Consider the following 15,947-nt stretch of genomic DNA (forward strand, 5'->3'; position numbering starts at 1 on the left):
CGCCGCGACGCGGCACGACCAAGGACCCAGTGGACGACCGGGATGCGACGCCCGGAGCACACCCCTGCCCAGACGTGGTCAGCGCAACTCGATCACGATCCCGCCGCCCGCCCAACCTTCATCGGTGGATCGAGGCTAAGCGCGAACCGCGTCCATCGCTTTCTCGAAGGGTCGTCCCACGGTGTGGGGCGGCCCTTCGTCATTGACGGGTGCGGGCGGGAATTGCTCAGCCGCCGGCGGGGGAGTAGTCTCTCGGATGGCTTAGGTAAGCCTTACCGAATCGTCCCGAGGATCCGCGTGCTCGCTAGCTTTCTCATCGGCCTCCGCGAAGGTCTCGAAGCCGCCCTCGTCATCGGCATCCTGGTGGCCTATCTCACGCAGCTGAAGCGTCGCGACGTGCTGCCGCGCCTGTGGTTGGGAGTCGGGGGTGCGATCGCTCTCGCCCTTGCTATCGGAGCGTTCTTCACATTCGGTTCTTATGCGTTGACGTTCGAAGCGCAGGAGATCATCGGGGGTCTGCTGTCGCTGGTCGCCGTGGCGATGGTCACGTGGATGATCTTCTGGATGCAGGCCCACGCGCGGACACTTGCGGGGGGACTACGCAGCGGCGTCGACCGGGCGATCGCGACCGGGGGACTGTGGGGAATCGTCGTTCTGGGCTTCGTGTCGGTCGCTCGCGAGGGTGTGGAGACGACTCTTCTGCTCTGGTCGATGGTGCAGTCGTTCGGAAACGCGCCCGAGTCGCTGGCTGGGGCCGTTCTCGGCATCCTCTGTGCCGCGGCGCTTGGCTGGCTCGTTGCCCGCGGGATGCTACGCCTGAACCTCCGGCTGTTCTTCACCTGGACCGGCGCCTTCTTGATCCTTGTCGCCGCTGGCGTCCTGGCCTACGGGATCGGCGACCTGCAGGAGGCCGGGGTGCTCCCGGGTCCCACCACCGCTCTCGCACCCATCGATGCGGCAGGGGCGGTGGCCCGCGGATGGGCGGGATTCCCCTTCGGCTGGGCGTTCGATCTCACCGGCATCCTCGACCCCACGAGCCCGGGCGCCGTCATCCTGCAGGCGACCATCGGCTTCACCGCCCGCATGAGTTGGCTCCAAGTGATCGCATGGGTGCTCTACGTTGCGGTCGTCGGCACGGTGTTTCTTGTCCGCGCGTTCCCCGCACGCCCGCGTCCCGCGGCGACCCCGACGGACGCTGCCGACTCGAGCCTTCTTTCGTCCGCAGTCAGTCCCCACAGCAAGGAGACCCATGAACACCCTCTCTCGTAGTCTGGCCCTGGTCGCCGTGACCGCAGCCGGTTCGCTCGTGCTCGCCGGATGCGTCGTACGGGCCGACCAGGCAGGCGGCGACGCGATCACCGTCACCTCGACGGAGGACTCCTGCGAGATCTCCTCGGCCAGTGCGGCCAGCGGCACGCTGAACTTCGCGGTGACGAACGCGGGGTCGGAAACCACCGAGTTCTACCTGCTCGCCAGTGACGGACTCCGGATCGTCGGGGAGGTCGAGAACATCGCGCCCGGTGCGTCCCGGACGCTCACCGTTCTCACCCAGCCCGGCGATTACTACACGCTGTGCAAGCCCGGAATGATCGGCGACGGTGTCGGCCGAGCAGCATTCACGGTGACCGGAGATTCCGTGGCGGTGGATGGCGAGGATGCTGAGCTCAAGCAGCAGGCGGTCGATCTCTACGCGGCATTCGTGAAAGACCAGGTCGGTCAGCTCGTGCCGGCTGTCGACGAGTTCGTCGCTGCCTATGTGGCGGGCGACGACGAGACAGCGAAGCAGATGTTCCCGCAGGTCCGTGCGTATTACGAGCGCATTGAGCCGGTTGCCGAGGCGCTCGGCGACTTGGACCCGCGTATCGACTACCGGGAGGTCGACGCGGTCGCGGAGGGGCTCGACTGGACGGGGTTCCACCGCATCGAGAAGGATCTCTGGGTGCCAGCATCCGATGCTCTCAACTCCGATGGTGTGACCCCGGCATGGCAGGACTGGGAGCCATCGACGCCCGAGCAGAGGGCGGAATTCGGTGACCTGCTGATCGCCGATGTGCAGGAGCTGTACGACTATGTGCACGGCAACGAGTTCATCGACGCGCTTGAGTCGCAGGGCATCGCGGGCATCTCCAACGGCGCCATCGCACTGCTCGATGAGGTGGCGACCGGCAAGATCAGCGGCGAGGAGGACTGGTGGTCGGGAACCGATCTGTACGACTTCGCCGCCAACGTCGAGGGGTCGAAGATGGCGTTTTCGCTCGTGCGTGACTTCGCCGTCTCAAGTGGCCCCGACGGTGAGCAACTCGTCGCCCAGATCGACGAGGGTTACGCGCAGCTGGAAGCGGAGCTGGCAACCTTCGGGTCGCTACAGGACGGCTTCGTCTCCTACAGCACCCTGACGGATGCCGACACCCGTGCTCTCTCGGATCGCATCAACGCCCTAGCCGAGCCGCTGTCGCAGCTCACGGTGACCGTGCTGCAATGAGCGAAGAACCGGCATCCGAAACGCCGCGGGCGGGCCTGAGCAGGCGAGGTCTGCTGGGGCTCGCGCTCGGCGCTGGTGCGGCGGGCGTCGCGGTTGGTGCCGGAGCGGCATCGGCCATCGCGCTGACGCGGCCGGATGCCGCGTCAGTCGCCGACACCCACCAGTTCTATGGCGCCCACCCGGCGGGCATCACCACCGACGTGCAAGACCACCTGCACTTTGCTGCGTTCGACGTGATGGAGGGCGCTTCACGGCAAGATCTCGTCGAACTCCTGCAGGACTGGAGTTACGCGGCGGCACGTATGATGCTCGGTTTGGAAGTCAGCGCGACCGGTGCTGTCGGCGGTTCGCCCGAAGCCCCGCCCGACGATACGGGCGAGGCGCTCGGACTTCCCGCCAGCAACCTCACGATCACGATCGGCTTCGGCCCAACGTTGTTCAGCACGGCCGAGGGGGTCGATCGTTTCGGTCTGGCGTCACTGGCACCGGGCTCGCTCGCCGCGCTCCCTCCGTTCCTCGGCGACGACCTCGACCCCGGTCACACCGGGGGAGACCTGTGCGTTCAGGCGTGCGCCGATGATCCGCAGGTGGCGGTGCATGCCGTGCGCAACCTCAGTCGCATCGCTTTCGGGCGCGCGCGGCTTCGGTGGTCGCAGCTGGGGTACGGGCGAACCTCGCGCACATCGGCGACAAGCAAGACTCCCCGGAATCTCTTCGGCTTCAAGGACGGCACCGCCAACATCCTCGCGGATGACACGGCAGCCCTCGACGAGCACGTGTGGGTGTCCGCCAACGACGGACCGACATGGCTCGCGGGGGGCTCGTATCTCGTGGCGCGCAAGATCGCCATGAAGATCGAGACGTGGGATCGCGTGCGCCTGGCGGAGCAGGAGCGCGTCACCGGGCGCGCGAAGGGAACCGGGGCTCCCCTCAGTGGCGGTGACGAATTCGCGCCGCCCGACTTTGCGGCATCCGGTGCGGCGGGGCTCGCGATCGATCCGCGTTCGCACGTCTCCCGGGCCCATCCGGCCAACAACGGCGGGATCCGGATGCTGCGGCGCGGATACAACTACGTCGACGGCAATACGGCGCTGGGACGCCTCGATGCCGGACTGTTCTTCCTCGGTTACGTGCGCTCGCCGGATCGATTCATCACGGTGCAGCGCTCGGTGGCGACGGATCTGATGATGGAGTACGTCACGACCGTGGGCTCGGGCATCTGGGCAGTGCCTCCAGCGCCGAGTGAGGGATCTTTCGTCGGCGCGGGGCTGTTCTCCTAGCGGCGAATGCTGCCTGTGTGGGGAGGGCTGGAGTAGTCTCGGGCGTCGATGACGCTTACCGATGACGCCCGCGAGCGGGACGCGGCGATTCCCGATCTCGACTGGCGGGTCTTTCCCGCCGGCACTGTGCGTGACCACTTCTCTGCGCCGAGCGGGAGGCTCGCGCGGGTGGGTCTCGGAAGCGGTGCACGCGGTCGTGTCGTGCTCTTCCCGGGTGTGACGGGGTCCAAAGAGGACTTCACCCTCATGTTGCCGCTGCTCGCTGAGGCCGGCTACCGCGTGGAGGCTTACGATCTCGCTGGGCAGTATGAGTCACGGGATGCCGGTCCCGAGAAACTCGATCCGCCCCGCGCCCGCTACGACTATCCGCTGTTCATCAATGACCTGACCGCCGTCCTCGAGAGCGGGCCGCGAGCGCACGTCCTCGGGTATTCGTTCGCGGGACTCGTGTCGCAGCTGATCGTCGCTGCGCGGCCGGAGCTGTTTTCCTCGCTCACGCTGTTGTCGACGCCGCCGGCGACCGGACAAGTGTTCCGGGGGGTGAAGCGGATCGGCCGCTTCAGCAGTCTCGCGGGCCCGCGAAGCGGCGCATCCCTCATGCTGTGGGGCATCCGTAACAACTTGAACCGGGTCCCCCCGCAACGCATCGCCTTCGTTCGTGAGCGATTCGCCCTGACGCGGCGAGAGAGCGTCGACGACATCGTCGGGCTCATGATGCGGATGCCGGACGTCGCCGATGCGGTGCGCGCAGCATCCGTGCCGACCCTCGTCGCGACGGGCGCGCATGACCTCTGGCCGACCGAGCAGTATTTGTCATACGCGCAGCGCATCGGCGCGCAGGTGGCGGTCTACGAGACGGGTCATAGCCCGTGCGAAACGGCGCCGCATCAGCTGGTGCGCGACATGCTCGCGATGTTCGCCGAGATAGACGGCCCCATGGATCGGTGAGGTCTCGAGGTCGGCGGGAATAGATTCGACGCGGTCGCGTTACACGAGATACATTCACTTGCATAGATCGGCCGCACACCCCGCGACCGGGACCGGAGAGCACGATGAGCCAGATGCAGTTCGGGATCTTCACCGTCAGCGACATCACGGAAGACCCCACGACAGGTCACACCCCCAGCGAGGCCGAGCGGATCCGCGCGACGCTGCAGATCGCCACGCACGCCGAGGAGGTGGGGCTGGATGTCTTCGCCCTCGGCGAGCATCACAACCCGCCGTTCTGGTCGTCCTCGCCGACGACGACGCTCGCCTACATCGCAGGCCAAACCGAGCGCATTCTGCTCTCGACCGCCACGACACTCATCACCACCAACGACCCCGTGAAGATCGCCGAAGACTATGCGATGCTTCAGCACGTCTCGGGCGGACGGGCGGACCTCATCCTCGGACGCGGTAACACCGGCCCCGTGTACCCCTGGTTCGGCAAGGACATCCGTCAGGGCCTGAACCTCGCCGTCGAGAACTACGCCCTGCTCCACCGGCTGTGGCGCGAGGATGTCGTCGACTGGCAGGGTCAATTCCGCACGCCGCTGCAGGGTTTCACCTCGACGCCGCGCCCGCTCGATGGCGTGCCGCCCTTCGTCTGGCACGGCTCGATCCGCACTCCCGAAATCGCCGAGCAGGCCGCCTACTACGGCGACGGGTTCTTCGCGAACAACATCTTCTGGCCCAAGGAGCACTTCCAGCGGCTGGTCGCCCTCTACCGTGAGCGGTTCGAACACTACGGGCACGGCACTCAGGAGCAGGCGATTGTCGGGCTCGGTGGGCAGGTTTACATGCACCGCAACTCTCAGGAGGCGGTCCGCGAATTCCGTCCGTACTTCGACAACGCGCCGGTCTACGGCAATGGACCGAGCCTGGAGGACTTCACCGAGATGACGCCGCTGACGGTGGGTTCGCCGCAGCAGGTTATCGATCGGTACGCGGCGATGCGGGAGCACTTCGGTGACTACCAGCGCCAGATGTTCCTCATCGACCACGCGGGTCTGCCCCTCAAGGCCGTCCTCGAGCAACTCGACATCCTCGGCGGTGAGGTCGTGCCGGTGCTCCGCAAGGAGCTCGCGAAGGATCGTCCGGAAGGCGTCGCTGACGCTCCGACCCACGAGAGTCTGGTGGCAGCTGCGGGGGGACCGCGCGAAGCCCGGCCCCGACCCAACCGCGGCGACAACGTCACCGGCGGTTCCCCGTACCGTGACAGCGCGCCGCTGGCGGGTGCCGCATTCGGTGCCGCAGCGACACGTCAGGGGGCGTGAGATGACCATGCGCCGCATCGCGGTCGTCACCGCGGGGCTCTCGAACCCGTCATCCACGAGGCTGCTTGCCGACAGGCTGGCGGAGGCGGTTCGTGCACAGCTGGCCGAACGCGAGATCGAGGTCGGGGTGGATGTGATCGAGCTACGCGAGCATGCTCACGCGATCACCGACAATCTCCTCACCGGGTTCGCCCGCCCCGAGCTTGCTGAGGCGATCGAAACCGTGACCTCGGCAGACGCCCTCATCGCCGTCACGCCCATCTTCACGACCAGCTACTCCGGTCTGTTCAAGTCGTTCGTCGACATCCTGGACCCGGACTCATTGCGGGGGATGCCGGTCTTGCTGGCAGCCACCGGCGGGTCACCACGGCACTCGTTGGCACTCGAGTACGCGATGCGCCCGCTGTTCACCTATCTGCACGCCAACCCGGTCTCGACATCCGTGTTCGCGGCATCGGAGGACTGGGCCGGCGGCGAGGGAGCATCTTCGCTACGTTCGCGCACTGAGCGGGCCGCGGGAGAGCTCGCGGATGCCGTCGCTCGCCGGGGCGCGACAGTCGTTGAGGACCCGTTCGACCCGGCGAGCTACCTCGGCGAGGGTCGCTCGTTCGAGAGCCTGCTGGGCGGACTCAGCGCCGACTGACGCAGATACACGAATGCCCCGGCCGCACCCGACGGCCGGGGCATCGTGGGTTCTCAGGCGCGGACTGCGCCGCTGGCCAGCACGCCGCTGGCCTCAGTGTCGTCGGCAGCTCCCGCGGCTTCGACAGTCGCGGCGCTCGGGCGGCGACCGATGCGCTTAAGAGCGATGATCGCAAGGGCGGTGACGACGGCGCCGACCGCGATCGACAGCAGGAACCACAGGAAGCTGCTGATCGCGAACCAGACGAATACTCCGCCGTGGGGAGCCTGCGAGGTGACCCCGAAGGCCATCGAGAGGGCGCCGGTGACGGCGCCACCGAGCATGGACGCGGGGATGACGCGCAGTGGGTCGGCTGCTGCGAAGGGGATAGCACCCTCCGAGATGAAGGATGCACCCAGCAGCCACGCCGCGACACCGTTCTCGCGCTCCACCGGAGTGAACTGCTTACGGGCAAGCACCGTCGATGCGAGCGCGAGTCCGAGTGGCGGAACCATGCCCGATGCCATGACGGCAGCCATGATCTCCAGCGGCACCTGGTTCGCCAGTGACGCGGCCCCGAGGCCCGCGACCGCGAACGAGTACGCGACCTTGTTGACGGGCCCGCCGAGGTCGAAGCACATCATGAGGCCGAGGATTACGCCGAGCAGCACGATTCCGACGCCGGTCAGGCTGTTCAGCCAATCGGTCAGTGTCGTCATGAGCCAGGCGATCGGCCCGCCCAGGAACAGGATCATGGCTCCGGATGCGGCGATCGATGCCAACAGCGGAATGATGACGACCGGCATCAGCCCACGCAGCCAGCGGGGCGCCGGGATGCGGGTGAGCGAGGCTGCGACGAGGCCGGCGAGGAGGCCGCCGACGATGCCGCCGAGGAAGCCGGCGTTCATCATGACGGCGATCGTGCCGACCACGAACCCCGGCGCGATGCCGGGCCGGTCGGCCATCGCATAGGCGATGAATCCTGCAAGCGCCGGCACGAGGAAGCCCATGGAAGCTGCACCGATGACAAACGCGACGGCGCCGATGTAGGTCCAGAAGCCGCCGTCGGGCAGGTTCCACAGGGACGAGGAAGCGACGATGTCGCTGGCTGTCGCGTTGATGTCGTATCCCGCGAGACCGAACCCGATGGCGATGAGCAGACCGCCGCCGGCGACGAAGGGGATCATGTAACTGACGCCGGTAAGGAGCCACCGTTGCAGCTTGCGGCCCGCGTGTTCACTGGCGGTATCGGTGGTCGCGGTCGTGGTCTCGCTACCCGCGACGCGCGCAGCATCCGGGTTCGCGGCCGCGGCCAATGCCTCGTCGATCATGGCGCCGGGAGCTTCGACCCCGCGCTTGACGGGGCCTTGAACGACCGGCTTGCCGGCAAAGCGCGCGCGGTCGCGAACATCCACGTCCACCGCGAAGATCACGGCGTCGGCCGCGGCGATGACGGCGGGATCGAGCGCGGTCGATCCGCTCGAACCCTGCGTCTCGACCTCGAGGCGGATGCCGCGCTTCTTCGCCTCGGCGACGAGGGCGTCGGCAGCCATGTAGGTGTGGGCGATGCCGGTCGGGCAGGCGGTGACTGCGACGAGCACGCGCTCACCCGACGCCGCCGGTGCCGCGGTGGTCGCAGCAGGCGCCGGGGCGATCGCCTCATCGATAAGGCCGACGACCTCGGGCGCCGAGGTCGCGGCGCGCAGGGACTCCACGAACTCTTCCCGCACCAGCGCGCGGGCGATGGTGGAGAGGATCGCGAGATGGTCGGTGTCGGCACCGACCGGCGCGGCGATGAAGAACACGAGATCGCTCGGGTCATCGTCGCCGAAGTCCACCGGGTCCGAGAGGCGTGCGAACGCGAGTGTGGGCTCCGTTACGGCGGCGGTGCGGCAGTGGGGGATCGCAATCCCGCCGGGCATGCCGGTCGAGGTCTGCGCCTCGCGGGCGTGGGCGTCTGCCGCAAGCGCGTGCGCATCCGTTGTGCGACCCGCGCCGGCGACGATGGTGCTGAGGGCATCAATGACGTCCCCGGATGTCGCGCCCAACGCGACATCGAGAGCGACAAGCTCCGGGGTGATGATGGACATGTTCTCTCCTTTGATGAACGTCACGGTGCTGTCACCGTGGCGGGCAGGTGGATCTCGGTGACCGTGACCTGGTCAGGGCGGGTGTCTGTGGGGCGCGGGATGGTGGTCCCGGGCAGGGAGACGGCGGCCGAGCCGTAAGACACGGCGCGTGCGAGGCGCGCAGCGGGCGAGAGCCCTTGGGCATCAGCAATGAGGTAGCCGGCCAAGGACGAGTCGCCGGCGCCGACAGTGCTGCGGGCTACCACTGGCGGGTGGATGGCGTGCCAGGCGCCACCCGCGGAGGCGAGGACCGCGCCCGCCCCGCCGAGCGTTGCCAGCACGGCGGCGATTCCATCGGTCCGCAGTGCTGCGCATGCGCTCGCCACGGCTTCCGGTGTGCCCAGAGCCGCGGGGTCCGACCCGGTCAGCTCCGCAAGTTCCTCGAGGTTGGGTTTGATCAGATCAATCCGCACGCCCGCGGTGCGCAGCGCTGCAAGCGGCGCTCCCGAGGTGTCTACCGCGATGCGGATGCCGGGCGCGGCGATCCGCGCCGTCCGTGCCAGATCGGCGAGCAGTTCGACATCGGCGCCCGGGGGAAGGGAACCGGCAAGAACCAGCCAGCTCGCCCGGGGTGCCTCGGCGGCCACGACATCGTGAAGGGCTGCCACGGCTGCGGCGCTCAGCGGTGAACCGGGTTCGTTGATCTTCGTTGTCGTGCCGTCGGGTTCGGCCAGCGAGATGTTGGTGCGCACGGTGGCGCCCGGATCAACGGTGACGACCGCCAGGCCGCTCTCGACGAGCTCCCTTACGTACGGATCGTGGTAGTCGGCCCGGACGATCGCTCGTGTCGGGATGGATGCGTGAGTCAACGCCCGCGAGACGTTCACGCCCTTTCCGGCTGCCTGCGAGGTGACAGCGCTCGCGCGAAGGACAGCGTCCCGGACGAGTCGGGAGGGAAGCTGGATGGTGCGATCAACACTCGGGTTGATCGTGACGGTCACGATCATGCTCGCACCAGATCGACGTCGGCGGCCCGCAGAGCCTCGCTCAGGTCGGCATCCGGTTCACCGTCGGTCACGAGGGCGTCGATGTCATCGAGTCCTCCGAACCGCACGAGTGATTCTTCGCCGAGCTTCGATGCGTCAGCGACGACGATCACGCGCCGCGCAGAGGCTACAGCGGCTCGCTTGACCTCAGCCTCGGCTTCGTCGGGTGTGCTCAACCCGAACTGCGCGTGCACGGCATTGGTCCCGATGATCGCCACATCCGGCCGCAAGCCGGCGATCTGCTCGATGGCTCCCGCGCCGACCAGGGCGCCGGTCAGCGCCCGAAGTCGTCCGCCGATCACGCGCACGGCAGGGGTTGTCAGGTGGCTCAGCGTCGACGCGGTGATCACGGAGTTGGTGATGAGCGTGAGCGAGGCGTTGCCGTCTTCTCGAGCGGCCAGAAGCCGCGCGACGCGGGCTGCCGTGGAGCCGGCATCGATGTGAACGGCCCCGCCGAGACCGCGGGGGATCAGATCGAGCGCCGCCGCGGCGATGCGTTCCTTGGCCTCGGGCGCAGTGGCTTCGCGGGCAGCCAGGCTCGGCTCTGCGGCGCTGGTTCGCCCCGCGGGGACGGCGCCGCCGTGTACGCGGAGGAGCACGCCGTCGGCCTGGAGCTGGTCGAGATCGCGGCGGATCGTCTCCTGCGCGACGCCGAACAGGGCTGACAGGGCGGTGACCGAGGCGCGACCCTCGTCGGTGACGATTCCAGCGATGCGCTGCTGGCGCTCCGTCGCGTACATGAGTGTTCTCCCACCCGGCGTCATCCCTGACGTCGAAATCTGTGTATGTGTGAGATTAGCTGCGAATGTGTTGGTTTACAAGAGTCGATCTGCATTTCGGGCGCGCGGCACTGAGCCCGCTGACGTGCTGCACTCGCCCGAGTGGGGCTCGGTGGCGACCGTGGGGTGTATCGAACCGGGGCGCGAGCTAGGCGGGAGTGTCTTCTGTGTCGGAAGAGCGGCTATCTCGCGCGGATGAAAGCCGCGTGACGATCAGGTCGACGATCAGGCCCAACACGATCGCGACACCTATGGAGATAAGAACGGCAACGACAGGTCCGCCCGGAACGAGGCGTCCGACGATCGCGCCGACGGCGGCCTGGTACACCGCCCACCCCGTGGCTGCCGCGGCAACGAGAACGAGATAGCGAGGAGCCGGAACCCGCGATGCACCAGCGGTCAGGTTCACCGCCAGTCGGGCGAACGGGATGAAACGGGCGGTGAAGACCACGGTTGCGCTCGATCGATGCAGGCGGCGGTGCGCCCACCCGATCGCGGCGCTCACTCTGCGGCCCCGCATCCACGCCCACCGGTCCAGCCCGACGCGGCGCCCGACGGCGTACACGATCATGTCGCCGAGGAAGGCCGCGAGCGCTGCCAGCAGCACGACACCCAGCAGTGGGGGCGAGCCGACGGTCACCGCGAGTGCGCCGAAGGCGGTCACGGCGACCTCTCCCGGGACGACCACGAGGAGGCTGTCGGCGAGGACGAGAGCGAACATGAGGGGAAGCGCCCAGGCGCTACCGGCAACGTGCGTCAGCACCTCATCGATCACACCTCTGAGGTAACACGCGAGGGTGAACGGAGACGGAACGGGGCACGTCCGGTGACGCGATGGCGTGCATCCGGTGAACTCTCGGCAACCGTGCCTGCCTCAGCGTGTTCGGCGATCCGACACGCGTCACCCTGGAGACGTGAGAGTCGCGGTATTGGCGGAATCGTTCCTCCCCCACATGAACGGAGTCACCGGCTCGGTGCTCCAGATCCTTCGTCATCTGGCAAACGAAGGGCACGACACCCTCGTCATCGCCCCCAGGGCCGGTGACGTCGAGGTGGATCTGCGCGGCGCTGATCTCTCCGGCGCTCGCACCACGATGCTCCGGTCAGTGCCATTGCCCTCGTACCCACAGGTTCGCGTCGTGTTCGCTCGCGCGGCGAAGCTTGCGGCGCACCTGCGCGAGTTCCAGCCCGATGTCATTCACCTGGCATCGCCGTTCGTGCTCGGCTGGCAAGGAACGGCTGCCGCCGACGCGCTCAAGGTTCCCGTTGTCGCGGTCTACCAGACTGATGTGGTCGCTTACGCCCAGAAGTACGGGCTTCCGGCTGCGACATCGATCGTGCAGTCGCACCTCACCCGACTGCACCGCCGTGCGACATTGACCCTGGTGCCGTCCTCGGCGAGCATGTCCCAGCTCGAAGGTCTCGGCATCGATCGCCTGCGCCGGTGGGGGCGGGGAGTGGATGCCGTGCGTTTTGCTCCCGAACATCGCAGTGCCAGCTGGCGGCAGCGCGTCGCCCCGGGTGAGGCGATCATCGGCTACGTCGGGCGGCTCGCCCCCGAGAAGCAGGTCGAAGACCTCGCCGCCCTGCACGATCTTCCGGGAACCCGGCTGGTCGTCGTCGGTGATGGACCCTCGCGACCCGCGCTCGAGCGCGCCCTGCCGCGTGCTGTCTTTCTCGGACACCTCTCCGGTGATGCGCTGGGCGAGGCCATGGCCTCGTTCGACGTTTTCGTCCACCCCGGCGAAAGCGAAACGTTCGGCCAGACGATCCAGGAGGCGCTCGCGGCGGGAGTCCCGGTTGTCGCGACGGGAACAGGTGGACCGGTCGATCTCGTTCGTAGCAGCGTCGACGGATGGCTCTATCGACCGGGAGACCTCGCCGACCTCCGTGCGCGGGTGGCAGACCTCGTCGGCGATGATGCCAAGCGGCGCGCGTTTGCGACCGCGGCGCGCGAGTCGGTGCGCGATCGCACCTGGGAGGCCCTGGGCCGCCAGCTCGTCGGCCACTACGCCGAGGCTCGGATGCTGCGCCCGATCGACGACTCCTTGTTCGCCCGCGCCGCGACGCGACCGGCAGCGCCGCCAGCGCCAGCGACCGAGGGGGCGCCCCGCTGGTCCCGTTTCGTTGCTCTCGGGGATTCTCTGACCGAGGGACTGTGCGACACCTCGCGGATGCCGAAGGGCCAGTACCGCGGGTGGGCCGACCGCCTCGCGGATCTGCTGGCCGGCGCCCGAGAGGCGAGACTTCCGGCGACCGCGGAGCCGTTCCGATATGCGAATCTTGCCGTGCGCAGCCGCAAGATCCGGGACCTCCTCGTCGAGCAACTACCGCGTGCGCTGGAGATGGAGCCGGATCTGGTGTCGGTCTTCATGGGCGCGAACGATCTGGTCAGCCGCGGCGCTGATCCTCTCACCCTGGCGAAGGGACTCGAGCGGGCTGTCGTGGAGTTGCGCTCCCGTGGCATCGACGTGCTGCTGGTGAGTATCGTGCTGCCCCGGCGCCGGGCCGCGATGATCTTCGCGCGACGTGTCGCGATCTACAACTCCGAGATTCGGCGCATCGCCGCCGACACCGGCTGCATGCTGCTCGATCTTGAGGCCCAGCCGGCGATCAGTGACCTCGACATGTGGGCCGATGACAAGGTCCACTTCCGATCGAAGGGCCACCGGTTCGTTGCCTATCGGGCCGCCGAGGCTCTGGGGGTGCCCTACGCTGACGAGCTCGCGAATCTCGACTCCGCCTTCCACGACGATGACACTCCCAACCCGCGCGGCTGGGTGCGCCGCGACGCCGCGCCCTGGCTGTGGCGGCGGCTGCGCGGGCGCACTGCAGGAGACGGCCTGAGCGCAAAGCATGCGGACTACGTCACGATCTCACGGCGACCGATCTCGACCACGCTGTCGCCGGTCGACCCGGTGCGGCCAGCGCGGCCCTGATAGGATCGTTCGGGTTGCCTTACGGCTTCCGCTCAACTTCACAGTGAGCTTCATGGAGCAGGCCGGCAGGAAGCTGGTCCCCTGTGGTGGGTTCCCCGTCGTCTTACGCCGGGTGGTCTTCTACTGGTGGCCAGCGCCGACGATTCACGCGGCGTAAGGCCGCACGCTCGATACTGCCTGTTCCTGCTCCTTCGCATGTGCTCGCGCACCACACGGGTGTGCGAGTCGAAACAAAGAAGGAGAGACCTCTTGGAAGGTCCTGAAATCACCGCCGCTGAAGCCGTTCTCGACAACGGCCGCTTCGGCACCCGTACCGTTCGGTTCGAGACCGGACGCCTCGCTCAGCAGGCCCAGGGCGCCGTTGCCGCCTACCTCGACGAGGAAACCATGCTGCTCTCGGCCACGAGCGCCGGGAAGCACCCTCGCGAGGGCTTCGACTTCTTCCCCCTGACGGTGGATGTCGAAGAGCGCTCCTATGCCGCAGGCAAGATCCCTGGTTCGTTCTTCCGTCGTGAGGGTCGCCCCTCGACCGAGGCGATCCTGGTGTGCCGCCTCATCGATCGTCCGCTGCGCCCCTCGTTCGTCTCGGGGCTGCGCAACGAGGTCCAGATCGTCGTGACGGTGCTCTCGATCGCGCCGGGCGAGTTCTACGACGCGCTCGCGATCAACGCAGCGTCCCTGTCGACCCAGATCTCGGGTCTGCCGTTCTCGGGCCCGATCGCGGGTGTGCGTCTCGCGCTCATCCCCGGTCACGGCGAGCACGCCGACCAGTGGGTGGCGTTCCCGAAGGCCGAGCAGCTCGAGGATGCCGTCTTCGACCTGATCGTCGCCGGGCGTGTCCTGCCCGACGGTGACGTCGCGATCATGATGGTCGAGGCTGAAGCGACCGAGGGCAGCTGGAACCTCATCAAGGGCGGCGCCACCAAGCCCAGCGAAGAGGTCGTTGCACAGGGTCTCGAGGCCGCCAAGCCCTTCATCAAGGAGCTCGTCGCCGCGCAGAACGTCGTCGCGAACACCGCCGCCAAGGAGATCCAGCCCTACCCGGTCTTCCCGCCCTACGCCGACCAGACCTACGACTTCGTCGCCGGTCGCGCGTACGACAAGCTCGTCCCGATCTACCAGATCGCCGACAAGGTCGAGCGTCAGAACGCCGACGACGAACTCAAGGATGCCGTCAAGGCAGAGCTGGTCGCAGCCGTTGATGCTGGCGAGCTGCCCGAGACGGCGCTGGGTGAGTTCTCGGCAGCGTACAAGTCGGTGACCAAGAAGATCGTCCGCGGTCGCATCCTCACCGAGGGCGTGCGCATCGACGGTCGTGGACTTGCCGACATCCGTCCGCTGGATGCCGAGGTCCAGGTGATCCCGCGCGTGCACGGTTCGGCGATCTTCCAGCGCGGTGAGACCCAGATCCTGGGCGTCACGACGCTGAACATGCTCAAGATGGAGCAGCAGATCGATTCGCTCTCGCCCACGACGAGCAAGCGGTACATGCACCACTACAACTTCCCGCCCTACTCGACCGGTGAGACCGGCCGGGTTGGTAGCCCGAAGCGACGTGAGATCGGCCACGGCTTCCTGGCCGAGCGCGCGCTCGTGCCGGTGCTGCCGCCGCGCGAGGAGTTCCCCTACGCCATCCGCCAGGTTTCCGAGGCGCTCGGCTCGAACGGATCGACCTCGATGGGGTCGGTGTGCGCCTCAACGCTGTCGCTGCTGAACGCGGGTGTGCCGCTTCGCGCACCCGTCGCCGGTATCGCGATGGGCCTGGTCTCTGACGAGGTCGACGGTCAGACCCGCTACGCGGCGCTGACCGACATCCTGGGTGCTGAGGACGCGCTCGGCGACATGGACTTCAAGGTCGCCGGCACGAGCGAGTTCGTCACGGCGATTCAGCTGGACACGAAGCTCGACGGCATCCCGTCGTCGGTGCTGTCGGCAGCTCTCACGCAGGCCAAGGAAGCGCGTCTGACGATCCTGAACGTCATCAATGCCGCTATCGACGGCCCCGACGAGATGGCGCCGACGGCTCCGCGCGTGATCAGTGTGCAGATCCCGGTCGACAAGATCGGTGAGCTCATCGGTCCCAAGGGAAAGACGATCAACGCGATCCAGGATGCGACCGGCGCCGACATCTCCATCGAGGAGGACGGCACCGTCTACATCGGCGCGACCGACGGTCCGTCGGCTGAAGCCGCTCGTGCTCAGGTCAACGCGATCGCCAACCCCACCAACCCGGAGGTCGGCGAGCAGTTCCTCGGAACCGTCGTGAAGATCGCCACGTTCGGTGCGTTCGTCTCCCTGCTGCCGGGCAAGGACGGCCTGCTGCACATCAGCGAGGTCCGCAAGCTCGCCGGCGGCAAGCGTGTCGAGAACGTCGAAGACGTGCTCGGCGTCGGCCAGAAGATCATGGTCGAGATCACCAAGATGGACGACCGCGGCAAGCTGTCGCTCGCCCCGGTGATCGACGAGGCCGAG

The 15,947-nt window shown here is 67.6% G+C and carries 12 protein-coding genes; 8 read left to right on the top strand and 4 right to left on the bottom strand.

What is annotated here, in order from left to right; genetic code table 11:
• Window positions 1–297: 297 nt before the first annotated feature.
• The 6 genes from efeU (at window position 298) to Q1V87_RS05290 (ending at window position 6,663) form a co-directional block, all read left to right on the top strand.
• Window positions 298–1,269, top strand: a complete 972-nt coding sequence (gene efeU, locus Q1V87_RS05265; RefSeq protein ID WP_300591138.1) for an iron uptake transporter permease EfeU — start codon at window positions 298–300, stop codon at window positions 1,267–1,269.
• Complete coding sequence (gene efeO, locus Q1V87_RS05270; RefSeq protein WP_300591139.1) at window positions 1,250–2,482, top strand: iron uptake system protein EfeO; 1,233 nt, start codon at window positions 1,250–1,252, stop codon at window positions 2,480–2,482. The genes efeU and efeO overlap by 20 nt, the downstream gene beginning before the upstream one ends.
• Window positions 2,479–3,762: a Dyp-type peroxidase gene (locus tag Q1V87_RS05275; protein ID WP_300591140.1), complete on the top strand. Its 1,284-nt coding sequence runs from the start codon at window positions 2,479–2,481 to the stop codon at window positions 3,760–3,762. Before efeO ends, Q1V87_RS05275 begins: the two co-directional genes overlap by 4 nt.
• A 48-nt stretch (window positions 3,763–3,810) precedes the next feature.
• On the top strand, window positions 3,811–4,710 hold the full coding sequence (locus tag Q1V87_RS05280; RefSeq protein ID WP_300591141.1) for an alpha/beta fold hydrolase: 900 nt from the start codon (window positions 3,811–3,813) through the stop codon (window positions 4,708–4,710).
• Window positions 4,711–4,823: 113 nt separating this feature from the next.
• Window positions 4,824–6,020 (top strand): LLM class flavin-dependent oxidoreductase, encoded by a 1,197-nt coding sequence (locus Q1V87_RS05285; protein WP_300591149.1) that lies wholly within the window; start codon window positions 4,824–4,826, stop codon window positions 6,018–6,020.
• A gap of 1 nt (window position 6,021) precedes the next feature.
• Window positions 6,022–6,663 (top strand): FMN reductase, encoded by a 642-nt coding sequence (locus Q1V87_RS05290; protein ID WP_300591142.1) that lies wholly within the window; start codon window positions 6,022–6,024, stop codon window positions 6,661–6,663.
• Window positions 6,664–6,716: 53 nt separating this feature from the next.
• On the opposite strand, the gene Q1V87_RS05295 is transcribed toward Q1V87_RS05290, so the two are convergent.
• The 4 genes from Q1V87_RS05295 to Q1V87_RS05310 all read right to left on the bottom strand — a co-directional run bounded on the left by Q1V87_RS05295 (window position 6,717) and on the right by Q1V87_RS05310 (window position 11,311).
• Window positions 6,717–8,732 (bottom strand): fructose-specific PTS transporter subunit EIIC, encoded by a 2,016-nt coding sequence (locus Q1V87_RS05295; protein ID WP_300591143.1) that lies wholly within the window; start codon window positions 8,730–8,732, stop codon window positions 6,717–6,719.
• Between the two features lie 20 nt (window positions 8,733–8,752).
• Complete coding sequence (locus Q1V87_RS05300; RefSeq protein WP_300591144.1) at window positions 8,753–9,718, bottom strand: 1-phosphofructokinase family hexose kinase; 966 nt, start codon at window positions 9,716–9,718, stop codon at window positions 8,753–8,755.
• Entirely contained in the window at window positions 9,715–10,497 is a 783-nt protein-coding gene (locus tag Q1V87_RS05305; RefSeq protein ID WP_300591145.1) for a DeoR/GlpR family DNA-binding transcription regulator, read from the bottom strand. The genes Q1V87_RS05300 and Q1V87_RS05305 overlap by 4 nt, the downstream gene beginning before the upstream one ends.
• Before the next feature lie 187 nt (window positions 10,498–10,684).
• Window positions 10,685–11,311, bottom strand: coding sequence for a VTT domain-containing protein (locus tag Q1V87_RS05310; RefSeq protein ID WP_300591146.1), 627 nt, complete (start codon window positions 11,309–11,311; stop codon window positions 10,685–10,687).
• Window positions 11,312–11,450: 139 nt separating this feature from the next.
• Here Q1V87_RS05310 and Q1V87_RS05315 point away from each other — a divergent pair, with 139 nt between their 5' ends.
• Both Q1V87_RS05315 and Q1V87_RS05320 read left to right on the top strand, forming a co-directional pair.
• The gene (locus tag Q1V87_RS05315; protein WP_300591147.1) at window positions 11,451–13,475 is read left to right on the top strand and encodes a glycosyltransferase; all 2,025 of its coding nucleotides are present in this window, start codon (window positions 11,451–11,453) and stop codon (window positions 13,473–13,475) included.
• 249 nt (window positions 13,476–13,724) lie between these two features.
• Window positions 13,725–15,947: polyribonucleotide nucleotidyltransferase (locus Q1V87_RS05320; RefSeq protein ID WP_300591148.1), on the top strand; the 2,223-nt coding region annotated here is incomplete at its 3' end.

It is taken from the genome of Microbacterium sp., assembly GCF_030149085.1.
Classification (GTDB): Bacteria; Actinomycetota; Actinomycetes; order Actinomycetales; family Microbacteriaceae; genus Microbacterium.

What these genes read in the sequence shown, in the direction of transcription:
- efeO (WP_300591139.1), top strand. Translation starts at nt 1,250, where the DNA reads ATGAACACCCTCTCTCGTAGTCTGGCCCTGGTCGCCGTGACCGCAGCC.
- Q1V87_RS05275 (WP_300591140.1), top strand. Translation starts at nt 2,479, where the DNA reads ATGAGCGAAGAACCGGCATCCGAAACGCCGCGGGCGGGCCTGAGCAGG.
- Q1V87_RS05280 (WP_300591141.1), top strand. Translation starts at nt 3,811, where the DNA reads ATGACGCTTACCGATGACGCCCGCGAGCGGGACGCGGCGATTCCCGAT.
- Q1V87_RS05285 (WP_300591149.1), top strand. Translation starts at nt 4,824, where the DNA reads ATGCAGTTCGGGATCTTCACCGTCAGCGACATCACGGAAGACCCCACG.
- Q1V87_RS05290 (WP_300591142.1), top strand. Translation starts at nt 6,022, where the DNA reads ATGACCATGCGCCGCATCGCGGTCGTCACCGCGGGGCTCTCGAACCCG.
- Q1V87_RS05295 (WP_300591143.1), bottom strand. Translation starts at nt 8,732, where the DNA reads ATGTCCATCATCACCCCGGAGCTTGTCGCTCTCGATGTCGCGTTGGGC.
- Q1V87_RS05300 (WP_300591144.1), bottom strand. Translation starts at nt 9,718, where the DNA reads ATGATCGTGACCGTCACGATCAACCCGAGTGTTGATCGCACCATCCAG.
- Q1V87_RS05305 (WP_300591145.1), bottom strand. Translation starts at nt 10,497, where the DNA reads ATGTACGCGACGGAGCGCCAGCAGCGCATCGCTGGAATCGTCACCGAC.